An 18,373-nucleotide genomic window follows, 5' to 3' on the forward strand; every position below is an offset into this window, starting at 1 on the left:
CTGCCATGCAAACGCAAAGACTGCTTCGCTCCCTCGTGCCGGCCGCGCTGGCCTTGCTGCTCGCGCCGGTGGCGGGCCGTGCCGCATCGCCTGCCCCGGTACCGCGGTTGTTGTCGACTCTGCCGCTGGGTGGCGCGGGCGGCTGGGATTACCTCAGTTTCGACGCGGCGCCGCGGCACCTGTTCGTCAGCCGCGGCGATCGTGTGCTGGTGATCGATGTCGACGCGAACCGGCAGATCGGCACGGTTGCCGATACCCCCGGCGTGCATGGCATCGCGATCGCCGACGACCTGCAGCGCGGTTTCACCAGCAACGGCAGGAGCGCCTCGGTCACCGAGTTCGACCTGCGCACGTTCAAGCCGCTGGCGACCATCGGCGGCACCGGCGAGAACCCCGACGCCATCGTCTACGACGTCCCCTCGCATCACGTGCTGACCTTCAATGGCAGGAGTCATTCGGCCAGCGTGATCGACCCGGCCAAGGGCGCGGTGATCGCCACGATCGCGCTGCCCGGCAAGCCGGAGTTCGCGGTGTCCGATGGTGCCGGCCACATCTACGACAACATCGAGGACAAGGCCGAGCTGGTCGAGATCGACACCGCCGCCGACACGGTGCTGCGCGTATGGCCGCTGGCCGGGTGCGAATCGCCCAGCGGGCTGGCCATCGACCTCGTGCACCATCGGCTGTTCTCGGTCTGCGACAACCGGCTGATGGTCGTCACCGATGCGCGCGACGGTCACCAGGTCGCCCGCGTGCCGATCGGCGACGGCCCGGATGCGGTGGTGTTCGACGCCGCCGCGTCGACGATCTACAGCTCCAACGGCGAAAGCGGCACGGTCACCGCCATCCACCAGGACGACGCGGACCACTATCGCGTCAGCGCCACCATCGCCACCCAGGTCAGCGCGCGCACGCTGACGCTGGACCCGAAGCTGCACCGGCTCTATCTCTCCGCCGCGCGTTTCGGCAGCGCGCGGCAGCCGAATGGCCGGCACACGATCGTGCCGGGCAGCTTCGCCGTCCTGACCGTGGGGCAGCCTTGACGGTTGCGGCGACCAGCCCATGCCGGCCCGCCCCCGGTGCGGGCTTCACGCGTGACGTTGCGCCTGATCGAGGGAGGGTGAGGCCGGTTCGCTGATCGCGCGCGACGACGACAACCGCGCACACCAGCGCGCGGCGGTGACCGCCACGGCCGCGGCATTCATGCCGCGGGTATCCAGCGCGGCATTGGCGCCGCCATGCGGCCCGTACTTGGCCGGATCGGTCACCGAGAACAGGCCCAGCGTGGGCGTGCCGCTGGCGGCGGCCAGGTGCATGACGCCGCAGTCGGCGCTGATGAAGCCGTCCATGCAGGAGATCATCGCGGCCATCCGGCGCAGGTTGCGCGAGTAGTACGGCGCCAGTTGCGAGCCGAGCTGCGAGCGCCCATGCGCCGCCAGCATGTCCACCAGCTGCACCTGCGGGCACAGCGACTGGAACGTGTCCACGAACTGCCGCCACCAGTCCTCGCTGTAGCACTTGGCACCGGTGGCGTTGGGGAAGATCGCCACCGTCATGTCGCGGTGCCCGCCTGCCTCGCCACGGACCCGCGCCAGTGTCTTGGCCGCCGCCTGCTTCTCGCCGGTGGTCAGGTCGAGATTGAGTCGGGGATAGTCGGCGGCGATCGTGCCGGCATACGCCTGGCGCAGCAGGAACACGCCGCGGTCGGCCAGGTGGGCAGGCCACGTCAGCGCATGCCATGCGGAGGCGGGATTCACCAGCGCATCCGGAAATCCCAGCTTGTGTCTGGCCTGCGCCATGGCCAGCGCGATCCGCCCCGACTGCGAGCCGTTGCAGGCGTCGATGGCGAGGTCGTAGCGGCATCGTCGCAGCGCGCGCAATACCCCGGCGGAGTACCAGATGTGCCGGGCGATCTTCTGCGGCAACGCGAAAACGTCGTGGACACTGAACCGGTTCGCGTACAGACAGGCCGTGGCGTGGCTGCCGAGGATGTCGATCTCCGCGCCCGGATAAAGCGTCTCGATCTCCGCGATAAGCGGGCTGATCAGCACACTGTTGCCCAGCCGGTGATTCGGGCGGCAGACCAGCACCCGATGAATGCCGGTGGTCGGCAAGCCACCCGGAGCGCATAACTGACCACCCACCTTGTGGAACATCCGGCGCAGCATCCAGCTCACCGCAACCCGTCGCCAGGCGTCTTTCGGGAGCGATCGCTTGAGCGAACCGGTGGCCGTTGGCGGCGCGGCGACGAACTGGCGGACGATAGCGGTGATGGTCATGACGCCAGCATGAGGCACGTCGCTTTCAGCTCGCTTATCGACCGGTGAGGATCTGGTTAAGGCAACGCACGAACCGTGCCCCGATGCCCGTCATTCCCGCTTTCGCGCACCGTTGTCCGGAATGAATCCGCAGGCACCCCGGCCGCTCATCGCAGCCTGCCGCACGGACTGGTTCCGGTTGACCGCTCCAGCGCGTCGTCAGGGATGCCTCAATCGTTGTCCGCGCCTTCCAGCGAGTTCTCCAGCACCTTGCCGGTCTTTGCGTCGACGCCGACCTCGTGCGTCGCCTTGGCGGAGCTGATGTCGAACGAGTAGCGCAGGCCGCTGCCGCCGGGCTCCTGCTCCAGCTCCTCCTTGACGATCTTGCCGGGATACGCCTTCAGGGCGATGTCGCGGGCATGACTCATGTCGATCTTCGCCTGCGTCTTGAGATTCGCCGGCGGGGTGGCTTGCGCCGGCAGGGTGGCGCTGGCCGCCAGCAGGGCCAGCGCGAGGGAAACAACCAGTACGTTGCGCATGTTCATTCCTTCAGTCATGGGGGAATGACAGCGTCGCCGAACAAGCTTCGTGGACGCTTAGGGATGCTCTGATCTATTCCACGCACCCGGCATGACGTCCAGAAGGCCCGCAGGGTGTGTTGCGTGGCGCAGGGCAGACTGGCCGTCCGTTCAAGCTACGCGGCGCAGCCTGCGGGCCTTCTGGACGTCACCCCATCTTTTGATTCAATGCGTCGGGGCCGCACTGTATGCGCGCAGCGATTCGCCCCAGCGTCTAGACAGACGGCCAGTCTGCCGTCGCCGCTGCGACAAACCGCTGCGCGCATACAGCGCGGTGACGGGTACGCGGATTAGATCAGGGCATCCCTGGTGCCGGCCGGATGCGGCGGTGTTCCTGCTCAACCCGGCAGTCGCCATCTTCCGCGAGGCCGATGCGGAGGGATGCCCGTGCTGCCGGCCTTCGAGGTGCTCGCGGCGGTCAGCAGATGCACGAAGCGGGCCGCGATCACGCCGGTGCTGAAGCGCTCGCGGACGAAGGCCTCGGCCGCCACGCCCATCGGCTGCCGGCGCGACGGGTCGCACATCGCCACGATGGCGGCACGCCACGCTTCGACGTCGCCGGGCGGCAGCAGCACGCCGGTGACGCCCGGCTGCAGCGTTTCCGGAATGCCGCCGATGTCGCTGGCCAGCACCGGCAGGCCGGCGGCCTGCGCCTCCACCGAGACGCGCCCGAAGGTTTCCGGGGCGATGGACGGAAAGGCCAGCATCGACATGGCGCTGTAGTACGGGTGGATGTCGTTGACCCAGCCCGGGAAATGGTGGCGGTTGCCCAGCGGATGCGCGGCGGCGCGCTCGCGCAGCGCCTGTGCATCCGGGCCGTCGCCCAGCCACAGGCAATGCAGTCGCGGCTGCTGCGCCATCGCCGCGGTGGCGGCGTCGAACAGGGTGAAGATGCCCTTGCCCCGCTGCATCCGGCCGCAGTAGCCGAGCACGACGGGGTCGCCGAAGATGTCCAGGCTGCGCAGGATCGCGCTGCGCTGCACCGGGTCGTGCCGGCACAGCGCCATGTTCACCGGGTTGTACAGCACCTGCACCAGGCCGGGCGGCACGCCGCGTTGGAGATAGGCGCGGCGTGCGTGGCGGGACACCGCGAAGAAGCGGTGCGCCAGCCGCGGCAGCAGCCAGGCCGAGACGCGCTTCATCGGTGGCACGCGGTGGCGGAACAGCACGACCGGGATGCGCAGCAGCCGGCCGATCACGATCAGCGGCCAGTACTCCTTGCCGAAGTTGCCGACCAGCCAGTGCGGCCGCAGCTGCCGCGCCGCGCGCAGCACCGCGGCGAAGCCGCGCAGGTCCAGCGCATTGCGGAACGTGGCGCGGTGCAGTTGCACGGCGGTGTCGGCAAGCTGCTGTTCGATCAGTCCGTCGGCGGCCGTGACCACGCCGACCTCGTGGCCGGCCTCGGCCAGCGCCTGCGCCAGCGCGACGAAATGGGTGGCCGCGCCGGTATGCTCCGGGTTGGTGCCGACCAGCAGGAATTTCATGCGCGGCGATCCTCGTAGCCGGTCAGCACGCGCGCCGCGAACTGCGGCAGCAGGTGGTGCCGCGCCACCTGTATCCGCGGCAGTCGCCACAGGTCGGCGCCGGCCACGGCGCGCCCGCGGCGCGTGGTGGTGGCCGCCGCGTAGCCGGCTTCGCGGGCCACCGCGACCACGCGCTCGTCGAGGTCGCCGTAGGGGTAGCAGAACTGGGTCACCGCGCAGCCGAGGCGATCCTCCAGGTCGGCCTTGCAGCCGTGGATCTCGCCGTGCAGGACGGCGTCCGTACATTGGCTGAGCCGCGGATGGCTGCGCGTGTGCGCGCCGATCTCCATGCCGGCGTCGTTCCAGCGGCGCATGTCCGCGGCGGACATCAGCGGCTTGCGGATGCCGAGCCGTTCGGCGTCCCACGTGTTGAAGCGGCCGATGCTGCCGCTGACCATGTAGATCGTGGCGCTGAAGCCGAACGACTGCAGCACCGGCAGCGCCGCGTCGAGGTTGTCGACGTAGCCGTCGTCCAGCGTGATGGCGACGACCCGTCCGCGGCGTTCGCCGCGCAGGTACGGCAATGCCGCCGACATCGACAGGCCGGCGTATCCCAGCTGCTGCAGCAGCCACATCTGCCGCGCGAATCTGGCCGGGCTGACATACAGGCTGCGGTAGCTGCGCAAGCCTGCGGGGGTTGCCGCGATGTTGTGATACATGAGCACGGGCACGATCTGGCCGCCCGCCTTTCCCGCCTTGTCCATGCCTGTTCCGCCGCACCCGGGTTTGCCCGCCACCGGCACGCATCGGCCGGGGTCATCGGCCGGCATTCTCCGGGCGGCCGGCTTTCAGCCGGCTTACGGAGGCGCAGGCTGGCGTTTCAGTGTCGTGACGGGCGCTTCGCTCAGTCGTTGCGCGGGATGCTCACGTGCACGCGCAGGCCGTGGCCGAACGGCGAATCGAGCAGCTCGATGCTGGCGCCGTGCAGCTCGGCGGCGCGCTGCACGATCGACAGGCCGAGACCGTAGCCTTCGCCGCGGCTGCTCGATTCGCGGTGGAAGCGGGCGAACACGGCGGCGCGCCGTTCGGGCGGGATGCCGGGGCCATCGTCGGCCACGTCGATGGTGGTGGTGACCACGCCCTGCGCAATCGACAACTGCACCTGGCCGCCGGCCGGCACGTGGCGCATGGCGTTCTCGATCAGGTTGCGCAGCAGCGCGGCCAGCGCGGCCTCGTGGCCTTGCACCTGCAGCGGGTGGTCGTCGTGGCTGAAGCCCAGCTCGGCGCCGCTTTCGGCGATCACCGGAGCCAGCTCCTCGATCACGTCGCTGGCCACGCGCACCAGGTCGACCGGCTGGCGCTGCTCCAGCGCGGTGCCGGATTCCAGCCGCGCCAGCGCCAGCAACTGCTCGACGCGCCGCGCCAGCGCGGCCACGTTGTGGCGCGCGCCGGCCAGGCTGGCCTCCGCTTCGGCGGGATCGCGGGTGGCCATTGCGCTCTCGATGTTGAGCATGATCGAGGCCAGCGGCGTGCGCAGCTCGTGCGCCACGTCGGCGCTGAAGCGATGCTCGCGCTCCAGTGCATCGGCGAGGCGCTGCAGTTGCCCGTTCAACGCGTCGAGCACGGGCTGCAGTTCCAGCGGCGCCCGCTCCAGCACGATCGCCTCGCGGCTGCCCAGCTTGCGCGAGGCCAGTGCGCCGGTCAGCGACTGCAGCGGGCGCAGGCCGCGCCGCACCGCCCAGCCGACCAGCAGGCCGAGCAGCGGCAGGCCGATCAGCAGCGGCAGGGCATGGTCGAACCACAGCGCGCGCAGGATGTCGTGGCGGCTGTCGTAGCGCTCGCCGGTGCGGATCACCAGGCCATCGCGCGGGTCGGACAGGGTGAACAGGCGCCAGCGGTAGCCGTCGGCGCGGATGTCGCGGTATTCGCCGTCGCCGGCTTGCGGCGCGGGCAGCGCGGCGAGGTTGGTGGTGGCCATCACCAGGCGGCCGGCGCGGTCGAATACCTGGAAGCCGACCTCGGACTCGAACGTGTGGCCGCGCCGGCGCATGGCCTGCACCGCGGGCGCCTCGATCGGTACCAACTGGCCATGCTGGCCGTGGCCGCGCAACACGTCGGGGCCTTCCTGGCCGAGGATCACCTGCAGCGTGCGGGCCGACTGCGCCAGCCGGCCGTCGGACAATTCGTTCATCTCCTGCATGATGCGCCGGAAGCTGAGCACCGCCAGCGGCAGCAGCACCGCCAGCATCACGCCGATGATCAGCCAGCGCAGCCGGCCGCGCAGGCTGGGCTGGCTCATTCGGGCTCCCGCGGGATCATGTAGCCGAAGCCGCGCACGGTGCGCACGGTGTCGTAGCCGAGTTTCTTGCGCAGCATATGCACCAGCACCTCCAGCGCGTTGTCGCCGACCACGGTGTCCAGACCATACAGCGAGTTCACCAGGCTTTCGCGGCGCACCAGCTTGCCGGCGCGTTCCAGCAGGATCTGCAGCAGAGCGAACTCGCGCCGGGTCAGTTCGATCGCCTCACCGCGACAGGTCACCTGCGAGGTGCCCAGGTCCAGCGCCAGCGCGCCGACCTCGATGCGGTTGACCGCCAGGCCCTGCGCGCGCCGGTTCAGCGAGCGGATGCGCGCGCACAGCTCGTCGAGGTGGAACGGCTTGATCAGATAATCGTCGGCGCCGGCATCGAGTCCGTGCACGCGCGCCTGCAGGCCGTCGCGCGCGGTCATCACGATCACCGGCGTGGTGACGTGGCTGCGGCGCGCCTCGACCAGCACGTCGAGGCCGTCCTTGCCGGGCAGGCCGAGGTCGAGCAGCACCAGGTCGGCGGTTTCGTCGCGCAGCGCGATGAGCGCCTCGCGGCCGTCGCGCAGCCAGCTCACCGTATAGGCGAGGCGTTCCAGCGCGCGCTGGATGGCGGCGCCGAGCTGGGCGTCGTCCTCGACCAGGATGATGTGCACGAACAGGCTCCGGTGTGGCGGCGGCCCGGCGGATTATCCGTGTGCCGGCTTAAGAAGTGCTTATGGCGCAGTCGACACGTCAAGAGCCGGTGGCTGCGCGGTCCGCGCGGAGGCGCTCGACCGGGTGCCGCCGGCAATCAGTCGGGCCCGGCCGGGCGCAACAGCTCGTCCAGCGGCTGCGCCTTGCCGAACAGCCAGCCCTGGGCAAACGCCACGCCGTGCTGACGCAGGAACTCGGCCTGGGCGTGGGTCTCCACCCCTTCGCTGATCAGCGTGAGCTTGAGCGAGCGCGCCATCGCGATGATGTGCAGCACCACTTCGCTGGTGACCGACCCGGTGCCGATGGCGTCGACGAAGATCTTGTCGATCTTCAGGCAATCGGCGCGCAGCTGGGTCAATTGCGACAGGCCGGAAAAGCCGGTGCCGAAGTCGTCGATCGCCACCCGGATGCCCAGCGCATGGATGCGCGCGATCGTGCGGTTGGCGCTGGCCGGGTCGACGAAGGAGCTCTCGGTCACCTCCACCACGATGTTGTGCACGCCGATGCCGGGCGTGGTCAGCAGGCGCTGCAGGTGCTCGACGACTGCGCCGGATAGCAGGTCGCTCGGCGCCAGGTTGACGCTGATGTAGCAGCCCGGATATCGGCTGAAGAAGCGTGGCCCGTCGATGGCGACGCGGGCGAGCACGTATTCGGTGAAGCGGGCGGTCAGTCCGCAGTCGGCCGCGGCCTGCACGAACAGCGCCGGGCGCATGCCGATCTGCTTGTTGGCGGGCCAGCGCAAGAGTGCCTCGGCCCCGGCTATCGTGTTGGAGCCCAGCTCGACGATCGGCTGGTAGTACAGCACGAACTCCTGCCGGTTCAGCGCCGCCCGCAGCAACGCGGGCAGCGACGCACGCTGGCGCGCGAACATGACGATCGCGCCGACCAACGCCGCGCCCAGTGCCAGCCCGACGGGAAGCAGCAACAGGGCGAGCTCGCGCAGGCGGGAGCTCAGGTAGGCACGCGGAATCGCCGCGTAGGCGCCCACGTCGAAGCGTTCCGATCCCTGGATCGCCACCAGGTAGCCGCCGTCGTAGAAGATCGCGCGGGCCGCCTTGCCGTGCTGCTCCAGCCATGCCGGGTCGAAGTGGCCGTCACGGGCCCAGACCTTGCCGGCGCTGCGCCCGAACACGCCCTGCGCAAGGCCCGGCACGGAAGGCGTTTCGACCAGCAGGTTGTCCGGGTGAACCGCGGTGGCGTAATGGTCGCCGCTGAGCACCACGAACGGACGGCTGCCGTCGATGGAAACCCCGAAGTGCACCCGCGTGCCCTTCGGGCTCACGTACGCCGGTGGCCCCATCTGCAGGCCGTCGGCCTGCGGGCCGATGGCCGAGCAGGTGATGCGATCGCCGGAGACGTAGCCGGCCGCCTGCACGTAGTCGTAATCCAGCAGAATCCGGCGCAACTGCGCGCGTTTGGCCTCGGAGCACGTGCCGGAGGGATTCAACTCGGTCAACCGCTGATAGGCGGCCGCGGACTGTTCGCCCACCGCTTCCGTGCGATGGATGATGGCGCTGGCGATGTTCGATGCCTGGGCGCCGGCTTCCTCCATCGACTGGTGTCGGGCGATCAGCAGTGCCGCCACCAGCGGCAGGGCGATGGCCACGGTGCACAGCGTCAGCGCGATGGTGGTGGCAAACCGCCTTGGCATCGTTTCCCCTTGCCGCGCCCGTGTCGGGACGGCTCGTCGGAGCCTCGATGATGCACCAACGCTGCCGGCGTGCCTATCCGCTCATGCGCCGGCGGCACGCCTCAGAAGCGCAGGTGGACGAACAACGAGGGACCGTCAAGTTTCATGTCGAGGTTGGCGTGGTAGGCGTGCTTGCGCTGGTGCAGCACCACGCGGCTGTAGCCGTATTCGGCGCCGAAGCCAAGGTGTGGCCACGGCAGCCATTCCACGCCCAGCGCGGCGTTCACGATGTGGCCGCTGAGCCGGCCGCCGTTCTTCTTCACCCCGGCGGCGTCGGCATACATGCGCCACTGGTCGTTGAACGCATGGCGCCAGCCGAGCTGCAGCATCGGTGCCCAGGCGCCGTCGCTGGTGCCGGAGGAGACCTGCCCGACCGGCTCGCCGTTGACGCTGGCCTCGCCGCTGATGGCGGCGTGCACGCGGTAGTAGGCGCCGCCCAGGCCCAGCCCGAACACGTCGTTGCCGTGGCCGAACCACCAGCGCCAGGAGGCGCTGCCGAAATCGAAGTTCAACTTGCCGCGCACCGTGGCGGCGGCCTCGTAGTCGTTGCCGGCGTAGCTGATCGAGCGCGCCAGGCTCTGGCTGCGCGAGCGGTTGACGCTGTAGTAGTCGAGCGAGAAACCCTGGCTGTCGCCGACCAGGAAATCCAGTCGCGCGCGCGGCACGCGCTTGCGGTCGTTGAAGCCGAGATCGTTCTCCAGACTGAAGTTGCCGCCGTACCGGCCGCCCGGATCGCTGGCGCCGAGCGTGGTGTCGACGTGCGCGTCGTAGCCGCCCAGCCACAGGCTGACGCGATCGAGTGCAGGTGACTGCTGCGCGCCGGCGAGCCCGCTGCCCAGCGCCAGCGGCAGGAGGGCGGCGAGGCGCAGCGCATGACGGGGCCGACGAAGAGGTGGACAGGTCATCGATCATGTCTCCGGATGGGTGCGAGGCAACGCATGCGCGCGGCCATCCCGGGATTCCACGGGTGATGGTACGAACAGGTGGTGTGCAAGCGCCGTGCAGGGCCGTTGCCGCTTGCGCGCGGCGAACGATAGAATCGGGCGAGGAGTCCGGACGGTTCTGGCCGCCACGCTCCCAGCCCAGAGGTGAGTGCATGCGGGTGATCGCGACGATGGCCTGCCATGCCGCGCGCCTGCATGACAGCTGGTTCGAGGCGGTAGCCGTGCGTGATGCACCCGGGCGCCGGTCCGGTGACGGGCGACACCGACGATCTTTCCATCGAACGCAGTGAGCGATGCCCGACAACCTCATCCCAGGCGCCATCCTCTGCCTGCCTTTCGCGGCGGCGGCGGCGACGTGGCTGATGCGCGAGCGCGGGCACAATAGCGCCGCCTGGCTGATGACCGGCGCCGCGCTGCTCGGCCTGGCACTTTCGTTGTGGCTGGCCCCGGCGATCCTCGCCGGCGAGGTGCTGCGCCAGACCATCCCATGGGCACCGTCGCTGGGTCTGGACCTGGTGCTGCGAGTGGACGGCTTCAGCTGGCTGATGCTGCTGCTGATCTGCGGCATCGGCGCGCTGGTGGGCGTGTACGCGCGCTACTACATGTCGCCGGACGATCCGCTGGCGCGCTTCTTCGCGCTGCTGCTGGCGTTCATGGGTTCGATGCTGGGCATCGTGATGTCCGGCAACGTGATCCAGCTGGTGTTCTTCTGGGAGCTGACCAGCCTGTTCTCGTTCCTGCTGATCGGCTACTGGCACCACGGCGCATCCGCGCGCGATGGCGCGCGGATGGCGCTGATCGTCACCTCCGGCGGCGGCTTCTGCCTGCTCGCCGGCATGCTGCTGCTGGGGCACATCGCGGGCAGCTATGGACTGGACGCGATCCTCGCTGCGGGCGAGGCGGTGCGCGCGCACCCGTGGTACACGCCGACCCTGCTGCTGATCCTGCTCGGCGCGTTCACCAAGAGCGCGCAGTTCCCGTTCCACTTCTGGCTGCCGCAGGCGATGTCTGCGCCCACGCCGGCCTCGGCCTACCTGCATTCGGCGACGATGGTGAAGGCCGGCGTGTTCCTGCTGGTGCGCTTCTGGCCGGTGCTGGGCGGCACCGACCAGTGGTACTGGATCGTCGGGGGCGTGGGCCTGGTCACGTTGATCCTGGGCGCCTACGCGGCGATGTTCGAGCAGGACCTGAAAGGCGTGCTGGCCTATTCGACGATCAGCCACCTGGGCCTGATCACCATGCTGGTGGGGCTGGGCAGCACGCTGGGCGTGGTGGCGGCGATCTTCCACATCGTCAACCACGCCACCTTCAAGTCCTCGCTGTTCATGGCCGCTGGCGCGGTCGACCACGAGGCCGGCACGCGCGACCTGCGCAGGCTCGGCGGCCTGTACCGGGTGATGCCGGTCACCGCCACGCTGGCGCTGGTGGCCGGCGCGGCGATGGCCGGGGTGCCGTTGTTGAACGGTTTCCTCTCCAAGGAGATGTTTTTCGCCGAGACGCTGGCAGTGCGCCAGGGGCCGCTGCTGGACGCGATCTCGGTGGTGATCGCGGTGGCCGCCAGCGCATTCGGCGTGACCTACTCGATCCGCTTCGTGCGCGGCGTGTTCTTCGGCCGCATGCCTGCCGACCTGCCGCGCGAACCGCATGAGCCGCCGCTGTGGATGCGCTTGCCGATCGGCTTCCTCGCGCTGGCCTGCCTGCTGGTGGGCGTGCTGCCGGGGCGGGTGATCGGACCCACCTTGCACGCGGCGGCCGGCGCGGTGCTCGGCGCGGAGATGCCGGCGTACAGCCTGGCGGTGTGGCACGGCCTGACCACGCCGCTGCTGATGAGCGTATTCGCCTTCGCCGCCGGCTGCCTGCTGTTCGCCAGCCTGCGCCGTCGCTTCGATGCCATCGAGACGGCGCCGCTGACCAGCCGCTTCAGCGGCAAGCGGCTGTTCGAGCGTGCGCTGGCGCTGTTCGCGGCGGACTGGCCGCAGCGCATCGAGCGGCTCTATCCGAGCCGGCGGCTGCAGTCGCAGTTGCTGTGGATCGTGCTGCTCGCCCTGCTGGCCGGCGGACTGGCGGCAACCACGGCACCGCTGGATTTTCGCCCGCACTGGTCCAGCATCGATCCGGCGTTCGCGCTGCTGTGGCTGCTCGGCGCGGCCTGCGCGATCGGCGCGGCAACCCAGGCCAAGTTCCATCGCCTCGCCGCGCTGGTGCTCACCGGCGGCGCGGGGCTGGTGTCGTGCGTGAGCTTCGTGTGGCTGTCCGCGCCTGACCTGGCGGCGACCCAGCTGCTGGTGGAGGTGGTCACCACGATCCTGATCCTGCTCGGCCTGCGCTGGCTGCCCAAGCGCATTGCCGGGTTCACGCCCGAGGGGCGGCGCCAGCGCTTCCGTCGCCGCCGCGACATCGTGATCGCGCTGGCGGTGGGCGTCGGCGTGGCCAGCCTGGCCTACGCCGCGATGATGCATCCGGTGGCCGATTCGATCTCGCGCTTCTTCCTCGAACAGGCGTACACCGAGGGCGGCGGCCACAACGTGGTCAACGTGATCCTGGTCGACTTCCGCGGCTTCGACACGCTGGGCGAGATCAGCGTGCTGGCGATCGTGGCGCTGACCGTGTTCGCCTTGCTGCGCCGTTTCCGCCCGGCCGCCGAAAGCATCCACGTACCGGAGCAACAGCGCCAGCAGACGGCGCTGGAGGCGGATGAACCCGGGCGCGCGGCGGACCATTCGCTGACCGACTACCTGATGATCCCCGGCCTGATCATCCAGTTGATGGCGCCGGTGATCCTGCTGTTCGGGCTGCACCTGTTCCTGCGCGGGCACGACCTGCCGGGCGGCGGCTTCGTCGCCGGGATCACCGTGGCGGTGGCGCTGATCCTGCTGTACATGGCGCGCGGCGCGCGCTGGGTGGAGTCGCGCCTGCGCGTGCTGCCGCTGCGCTGGATCGGCGCCGGGCTGCTGCTGGCCTTGTTCACGGGCTTAGGCTCGCTGGTATTTGGACGTCCATTCCTGACCAGTCATTTTCAGTACCTGGCGCTGCCGCTGTTCGGCCGCGTGCCGCTGGCGACGGCGCTGCTGTTCGACCTTGGCGTGTTCGCCACGGTGGTGGGCGCGACCATCCTGATGCTGATCGCGCTGGCGCACCAGTCGCTGCGGCGTCCGCGCCAGGTGTCGGCCGCCGCCGCGGAAGGGGAGGGCTGATGGAACTGGTGCTGGCCGCCGCGATCGGGATTCTCGCTGCCTCCGGCGTGTGGCTGCTGCTGCGTCCGCGGAGCTTCCAGGTGATCATCGGGCTGACCCTGATCTCCTATGCCGTGAACCTCTTCATCTTCTCCATCGGCGGCCTGCGCACCGGCGCCGATCCGGTGCTGCACGAGGTGGCCGGCAACGTCGCGCAGTACACCGACCCGCTGCCGCAGGCGCTGGTGCTCACCGCGATCGTGATCGGTTTCGCCACCACCGCGCTGTTCCTGGTGGTGCTGCTGACCTCGCGCGGGCTGACCGGCAACGATCACGTCGACGGCGAGGACGGCACGCCGTGAGCCAGCACCTGGTCGTCGCGCCGATCCTGCTGCCGCTGCTCATTGCCGCGCTGCAGCTGCTGGTGGGCGAGAAGCGCCGGCGCACGGCGCTGGCGCTGAGCATCGCCTCGTGCGTGGCGCTGGTGCTGCTGGCCGCCGCGCTGCTGCTGGAGGTGTCCGCCGACGGCGCGCTGGCGGCGGTCTACCGCATCGGCGACTGGCCGGCGCGCTTCGGCATCGTGCTGGTGGCGGACCGGCTTTCCGCGCTGATGGTGCTGCTCACCAGCGTGCTGGCGCTGGGGTTGCTGCCGTATGCGCTGGGTCGCTGGCAGCATCGCGGCGGCCATTTCCAGCCGCTGCTGCAGTTCCTGCTGATGGGCCTGAACGGCGCCTTCCTCACCGGCGACCTGTTCAATCTTTTCGTGTTCTTCGAAGTGCTGCTGGCGGCGTCCTACGGCCTGGCGCTGCACGGCTCCGGTGCGCGGCGGGTCAGCGCGGGGCTGCATTACATCGCGGTCAACCTGACTGCCTCGATGCTGTTCCTGCTCGGCGTCAGCCTGATCTTCGGCGTCACCGGCACGCTCAACATGGCGGCGCTGGCTGAGCTGATCCCGCACGTGCCGGAGCGCACCCGCGCGCTGCTGCATGCGGGCGCGGCGCTGCTCGGCGTGGCGTTCCTGATCAAGACCGCGATGTGGCCGCTCGGCTTCTGGCTGCCGCGCACCTACGCGGCCGCGGCGCCGGCGGTGGCCGCGATGTTCGCGCTGATGACCAAGCTCGGCATCTACGTGCTGCTGCGCCTCGGCCTGCTGCTGTTCGGCGCTGGCGCCGGGCCCGCCTCGGCGCATTTCGGCAGCGCGTGGATGCTGTGGGGCGGCATGGCCACGCTGGTGGCCGGCACCATCGGCATGCTGGGCGCGCGCGACCTCGGCAAGCTGGCCGGCTACAACGTGGTGGTCTCCGCCGGCACCCTGCTCGGCGCGATCGGCCTGCAGCAGAGCGCGGTGACCGCCGGCGCGCTGGCCTACCTGGTGATCTCCACCCTGGCGATCGCCGCGTTCTTCCTGATTGCCGGCCTGCTCGCCTCCGACGGCGACGACGACACCGACGACACGCTGAGCCTGGAACCGTACGAGCAGCCCGGCGAAACCCCCGCGAACGAAAGCCTGTACGCGCAGGAGGACGAGAGCCGCGTGGTGATCCCGGCGCCGATCGCGATGCTGGGCCTGAGCTTCTCGGCCTGCGCGGTGCTGCTGGCGGGGCTGCCGCCGCTGTCCGGTTTCCTGGCCAAGTTCGCCCTGCTGGCGCCGATGCTCGATGACGCCGGGCGCGGCGCGCAGCTGCTGTTCGCGCTGGTCGTGGCGGCCGGTTTCTGCACCGTGACCGCGCTGTGCCGCGCCGGCATCCAGATCTTCTGGGTCGAGCCGGAGCGGATCTTTCCGAAGGTGCGCCTCACCGAGAGCGTCTCCGTCGCGCTGCTGCTGGGGCTGTGCCTGCTGCTGACGGTCTGGCCCGAGCGGCCGCTGCACTATTTGCGCGACACCGCCGCGCAGCTGCATGCGCCGGGCAACTACATCCACGCCGTGCTGCCGGGCGCCGAGGTCGCACCATGATCCGCCGCTGGCTGCCGCATCCGCTGCTGTCCGCGCTGCTGGCGCTGATCTGGCTGATCTTCAACCAGAGCGTGTCGCCCGGCACCGTGCTGCTCGGCATCGTGCTCGGCATCGTGCTGGGCCGGATGCTCGACCTGCTGGACCCGCCCAAGGCGCGGCTGCGCAACTATCCGTTGCTGCTGCGCCTGTTCGTGCGCGTGGTGCTGGACATCGTGCGCTCCAACCTCGCGGTGGCGCGCATCGTGCTGTTCAACAAGCGCCCGTTGCACTCGGGTTTCGTGGCGATCCCGCTGGAGTTGACCGACCATTACGGCCTGGCCGTGCTGTCGTGCATCATCACCTCCACCCCCGGCACGATCTGGGTCAGCTACGACTCCGACGCCAACATCCTGCTGATCCACGTGCTGGACCTGGTCGACGAGGCCGGCTGGATCGACTCGATCAAGCAGCGCTACGAACGCCCTCTGCTGGAGGTTTTCCAATGAGCCACGAACTGCTCGACGTGTCGATCCGCGCGGCGCAGATCCTGCTGCTGCTGGCGATGGCCTTCTCGCTGATCCGCATGGTGCGCGGCCCGCGCGCGCAGGACCGCGTGGTGGCGCTGGACGCCCTGTACGTCAACGCGATGATCCTGCTGCTGACCATCGGCATCCGCAGCGGCAGCATGCTCTACGTCGAGGCCGGCCTGATCATCGCCCTGCTCGGCTTCGCCAGCACGGTGGCGCTGTCGAAATTCCTGATGCGCGGGCAGGTGATCGAATGAGCCATCTCGACGCCCTGCCGCCATGGGCAGCCATCATCGTCGCCGTGCTGATGCTGCTCGGCGCGCTGTTCGCCTTCGTCGGCTCGCTCGGCCTGCTGCGCCTGAAGAACTTCTACCAGCGCGTGCACGCACCCACGCTGGGCACCACGCTGGGCACGTTCTTCATGCTGGCCGCCTCGATCACCTGCTTCTCGGTGCTGCACGGCCGGCCGATCTTCAATGAAGTGCTGATCGGCGTGTTCCTCACCCTGACCACCCCGATCACCCTGATGCTGCTGGTGCGCGCCGCGCTGTACCGCGACCGCGAGGAAGGTTCGCAGGACGTGCCGCAGCCGACGCGAGAGGACTGACCGCGCGCGAGCCGCAACGCGGCGTGGCCGATGCGAACGTGCCGGCCCCGCGATCCGATGCCGCGGCGAACCGCTTGCAGCATCCGCTCGAACACCACCTGTCGTTTGGCCTCGTCACGCGCGATCCTGCGTGTGACGAGGCACGCCATGGTCATGCATGCAATCGTTTTTCGAGATCGGGCACCGGAACGAACACGAAGGCCTTTCCTTCGCGGGATTGGCGCAGGAACCCTTCGGCCACCAGGGCAAGCAGGTCGGCCCTGGCGGTCTGGTATGACGTGCCGTGGCTTCTACGGTGCATTTCGATGGTGAAGACCTTTCCCGGGTTCTTGAGGGCGTTCAGAAGGAGCGCTCTTTGCCTGTGGTTGATCCGGTGAGCCAACGGGCTGCCGGGTTTGAGCAGCGCCGCGGCGGCTGCCTGCTCATTCTGTTTTCGGGTGATGTAGCGATGAACGCCGTCGATGGCTTCGAGAATGGCGGTCAGCTGGTGAGCCACGAAATAGGTGGTGTCTCCCTCATCAGTCTCCGTGTACAGGTATGACCGCATGTATTGGGCGGGCGCCCGTTTCAGGATGCTCGATATCGACAGATACTCCGCCATCCAGAAACCCGATCTCAGCAGCGACCAGTAGAACAACGTCCTGGCGGTCCGGCCATTTCCGTCGACGAACGGATGGTCGTAGCCGATCTGGAAGTGGATCAGGATCGCCCTGACCACCGGATGCACGAAGTGCTCGCCGTCGTCCGACTGGTTGGCGAAGTCGCAAAGGGACTGCAGGCGCTGCTCGAGCTCCCGTGCCGGTGGAGGCACGTGGAGAACGCGACCGGTCTCGTCCTCGATGACGATGTCTTCCGAGGGCAACCGGAACCTTCCCGCGCATCCCTCGTCCTCGAGCGTTCCGTCGGTCAGTTTGCGGTGGATCTCGAAAACCGCCGCAGGGGTCAGCGGCCGCTGCCTCCATGCTTTCAGTTCGCGCATGGCCAGGTAGTTGTTGTAGATCATGCGTTCGCCGTAATCACGCGGCTCCCGCCCACTGCGAAGCATGTCTTTTGCGACTTGGGTGGTCGTGGCAGCTCCCTCAAGCTGCGACGAAGTCATCGCTTCTTCCATCAGGGATCGAACGAGGTAATGTTCGCGGGTGACTTCTGATTGAGATGCCTCCTGGCCACGAAGCGCGCCAGCGGCATCACGGCCAATCAGGAACAGGTTTCGCTGGATGCTGTCACTCAGAACGACGGTGAATGGGTTGCCCGCCTTGTCCTTCAACGGCATTTCCTGGCGCAACCCGCGGCGCGCCATCTTGATTCCCAGCCACCATTCTTCAGGCGTCAGGTTCTCGGGTGGCGTGAGATGGCGCAGCTGATCCCAGTGCTCGTATCGTCCCTTGACCTCGGGGCCAAGCTTGGCGAGAAGTATCTTGCGGACGTCGGAACGCTCGAACAGGTCGCCGAGCGCCGGGGGTGGCATGGGGAGTTTCATGGGGCACCTGTCAATTTGCTACTAATTGATAGCGTAATTAGTAGCAAATTGACAGTGCCATGCGCCGGCTTCGCGACGGGCCGCCCGTACGCCATGAACCCGGAGCGGGCGGTACCTCCTCCACCCGCAATATGTACGAGCCCACGCTTGTGGTGTGCAGACCCGATAGCCGACGAGGGTGGTGGTGATCAGCCTGCTTGGGCGGCGGCTGCCATCGGGGCCGGGCACCTGGGCGCCGAAGGCCGGCTGGCCTTTGGTGTGCGTGACACCAGTTCGAACTGCCGGCCCGCGCTGTACCGCGACCGCGAGGAAGGCTCGCTGGAGGTGCCGCAGCCGACGCGAGAGGGCTGAACGCGGCAGGGCCGATGCGAAGCTGGCCCTGCCGCGAACCGGCGCGGCGATTACAGCGTGCGCTCGAACTCCTTCACCTGGCGCTGCGCCTCGTCGCGGGCGATGCCGTAACGCTCCTGCACCTTGCCCACCAGGTATTCGGTGTTGCCCTCGGCACGGGTCAGGTCGTCGTCGGTCAGGTCGCCCCACTTGGCCTTGATCTTGCCGGTGAGCTGTTTCCAGTTGCCTTGGATGCGGTCGTTGTTCATGTGTGTCGACTCCGTGTTGGGGACTCGCGGCGGGGGCTTCCGGGGGAAACCCTCCCGCGCCACCCACTCTCCGGAATCCGTGTGAGCGGCGGGTCGTCAGTTCGTGTAGAGGGGGCGGGG

General features: G+C 68.9%; 17 protein-coding genes. 7 read left to right on the plus strand and 10 right to left on the minus strand.

What is annotated here, in order from left to right:
* Nucleotides 1-5 precede the first annotated feature (5 nt).
* Complete coding sequence (locus ACVCL9_RS14720; protein ID WP_447097557.1) at nt 6-1,043, plus strand: YncE family protein; 1,038 nt, start codon at nt 6-8, stop codon at nt 1,041-1,043.
* A 45-nt stretch (nt 1,044-1,088) separates the two neighbouring features.
* Here ACVCL9_RS14720 and ACVCL9_RS14725 read toward each other — a convergent pair whose 3' ends face one another.
* The 8 genes from ACVCL9_RS14725 to ACVCL9_RS14760 all read right to left on the minus strand — a co-directional run bounded on the left by ACVCL9_RS14725 (nt 1,089) and on the right by ACVCL9_RS14760 (nt 9,895).
* Nucleotides 1,089-2,279: a glycosyltransferase family 9 protein gene (locus tag ACVCL9_RS14725; protein WP_395120942.1), complete on the minus strand. Its 1,191-nt coding sequence runs from the start codon at nt 2,277-2,279 to the stop codon at nt 1,089-1,091.
* A 209-nt stretch (nt 2,280-2,488) separates the two neighbouring features.
* Complete coding sequence (locus tag ACVCL9_RS14730; protein WP_395120943.1) at nt 2,489-2,797, minus strand: PepSY domain-containing protein; 309 nt, start codon at nt 2,795-2,797, stop codon at nt 2,489-2,491.
* Nucleotides 2,798-3,174: 377 nt separating this feature from the next.
* Nucleotides 3,175-4,320 carry a glycosyltransferase family 4 protein gene (locus ACVCL9_RS14735; protein ID WP_395120944.1) on the minus strand — a complete coding sequence of 382 codons (1,146 nt, stop codon included), beginning with the start codon at nt 4,318-4,320 and terminating at the stop codon, nt 3,175-3,177.
* Nucleotides 4,317-5,063: a polysaccharide deacetylase family protein gene (locus ACVCL9_RS14740; RefSeq protein ID WP_447097556.1), complete on the minus strand. Its 747-nt coding sequence runs from the start codon at nt 5,061-5,063 to the stop codon at nt 4,317-4,319. The genes ACVCL9_RS14735 and ACVCL9_RS14740 overlap by 4 nt, the downstream gene beginning before the upstream one ends.
* A 140-nt stretch (nt 5,064-5,203) precedes the next feature.
* Nucleotides 5,204-6,598 (minus strand): sensor histidine kinase, encoded by a 1,395-nt coding sequence (locus ACVCL9_RS14745; RefSeq protein WP_447097555.1) that lies wholly within the window; start codon nt 6,596-6,598, stop codon nt 5,204-5,206.
* Nucleotides 6,595-7,260: a response regulator gene (locus ACVCL9_RS14750; RefSeq protein ID WP_395120949.1), complete on the minus strand. Its 666-nt coding sequence runs from the start codon at nt 7,258-7,260 to the stop codon at nt 6,595-6,597. Before ACVCL9_RS14750 ends, ACVCL9_RS14745 begins: the two co-directional genes overlap by 4 nt.
* A 137-nt stretch (nt 7,261-7,397) precedes the next feature.
* Complete coding sequence (locus tag ACVCL9_RS14755; protein WP_395120950.1) at nt 7,398-8,951, minus strand: EAL domain-containing protein; 1,554 nt, start codon at nt 8,949-8,951, stop codon at nt 7,398-7,400.
* Nucleotides 8,952-9,052: 101 nt separating this feature from the next.
* Entirely contained in the window at nt 9,053-9,895 is an 843-nt protein-coding gene (locus tag ACVCL9_RS14760) for a hypothetical protein (protein WP_447097554.1), read from the minus strand.
* Nucleotides 9,896-10,227: 332 nt separating this feature from the next.
* Here ACVCL9_RS14760 and ACVCL9_RS14765 point away from each other — a divergent pair, with 332 nt between their 5' ends.
* The 6 genes from ACVCL9_RS14765 to mnhG are packed head-to-tail and all read left to right on the plus strand — an operon-like array spanning nt 10,228 to nt 16,174.
* On the plus strand, nt 10,228-13,128 hold the full coding sequence (locus ACVCL9_RS14765; RefSeq protein ID WP_447097553.1) for a monovalent cation/H+ antiporter subunit A: 2,901 nt from the start codon (nt 10,228-10,230) through the stop codon (nt 13,126-13,128).
* The gene (locus tag ACVCL9_RS14770) at nt 13,128-13,469 is read left to right on the plus strand and encodes a Na+/H+ antiporter subunit C (RefSeq protein WP_395120953.1); all 342 of its coding nucleotides are present in this window, start codon (nt 13,128-13,130) and stop codon (nt 13,467-13,469) included. The genes ACVCL9_RS14765 and ACVCL9_RS14770 overlap by 1 nt, the downstream gene beginning before the upstream one ends.
* Nucleotides 13,466-15,061 (plus strand): monovalent cation/H+ antiporter subunit D, encoded by a 1,596-nt coding sequence (locus ACVCL9_RS14775; RefSeq protein ID WP_447097552.1) that lies wholly within the window; start codon nt 13,466-13,468, stop codon nt 15,059-15,061. The genes ACVCL9_RS14770 and ACVCL9_RS14775 overlap by 4 nt, the downstream gene beginning before the upstream one ends.
* Nucleotides 15,058-15,546: a Na+/H+ antiporter subunit E gene (locus tag ACVCL9_RS14780; protein WP_395120955.1), complete on the plus strand. Its 489-nt coding sequence runs from the start codon at nt 15,058-15,060 to the stop codon at nt 15,544-15,546. Before ACVCL9_RS14775 ends, ACVCL9_RS14780 begins: the two co-directional genes overlap by 4 nt.
* A complete protein-coding gene (locus tag ACVCL9_RS14785) occupies nt 15,543-15,824 on the plus strand; it encodes a K+/H+ antiporter subunit F (RefSeq protein WP_395120956.1) in 282 nt (93 codons plus the stop codon). The genes ACVCL9_RS14780 and ACVCL9_RS14785 overlap by 4 nt, the downstream gene beginning before the upstream one ends.
* Nucleotides 15,821-16,174 carry a monovalent cation/H(+) antiporter subunit G gene (gene mnhG, locus ACVCL9_RS14790; protein ID WP_447097551.1) on the plus strand — a complete coding sequence of 118 codons (354 nt, stop codon included), beginning with the start codon at nt 15,821-15,823 and terminating at the stop codon, nt 16,172-16,174. The genes ACVCL9_RS14785 and mnhG overlap by 4 nt, the downstream gene beginning before the upstream one ends.
* Nucleotides 16,175-16,325: 151 nt before the next feature.
* Here mnhG and ACVCL9_RS14795 read toward each other — a convergent pair whose 3' ends face one another.
* Nucleotides 16,326-17,654, minus strand: coding sequence for a Fic family protein (locus ACVCL9_RS14795; protein ID WP_447097550.1), 1,329 nt, complete (start codon nt 17,652-17,654; stop codon nt 16,326-16,328).
* A 401-nt stretch (nt 17,655-18,055) separates the two neighbouring features.
* On the minus strand, nt 18,056-18,253 hold the full coding sequence (locus ACVCL9_RS14800; RefSeq protein WP_395120959.1) for a CsbD family protein: 198 nt from the start codon (nt 18,251-18,253) through the stop codon (nt 18,056-18,058).
* Nucleotides 18,254-18,373: the final 120 nt, after the last annotated feature.

This window comes from Rhodanobacter sp. UC4438_H5 (assembly GCF_052978405.1).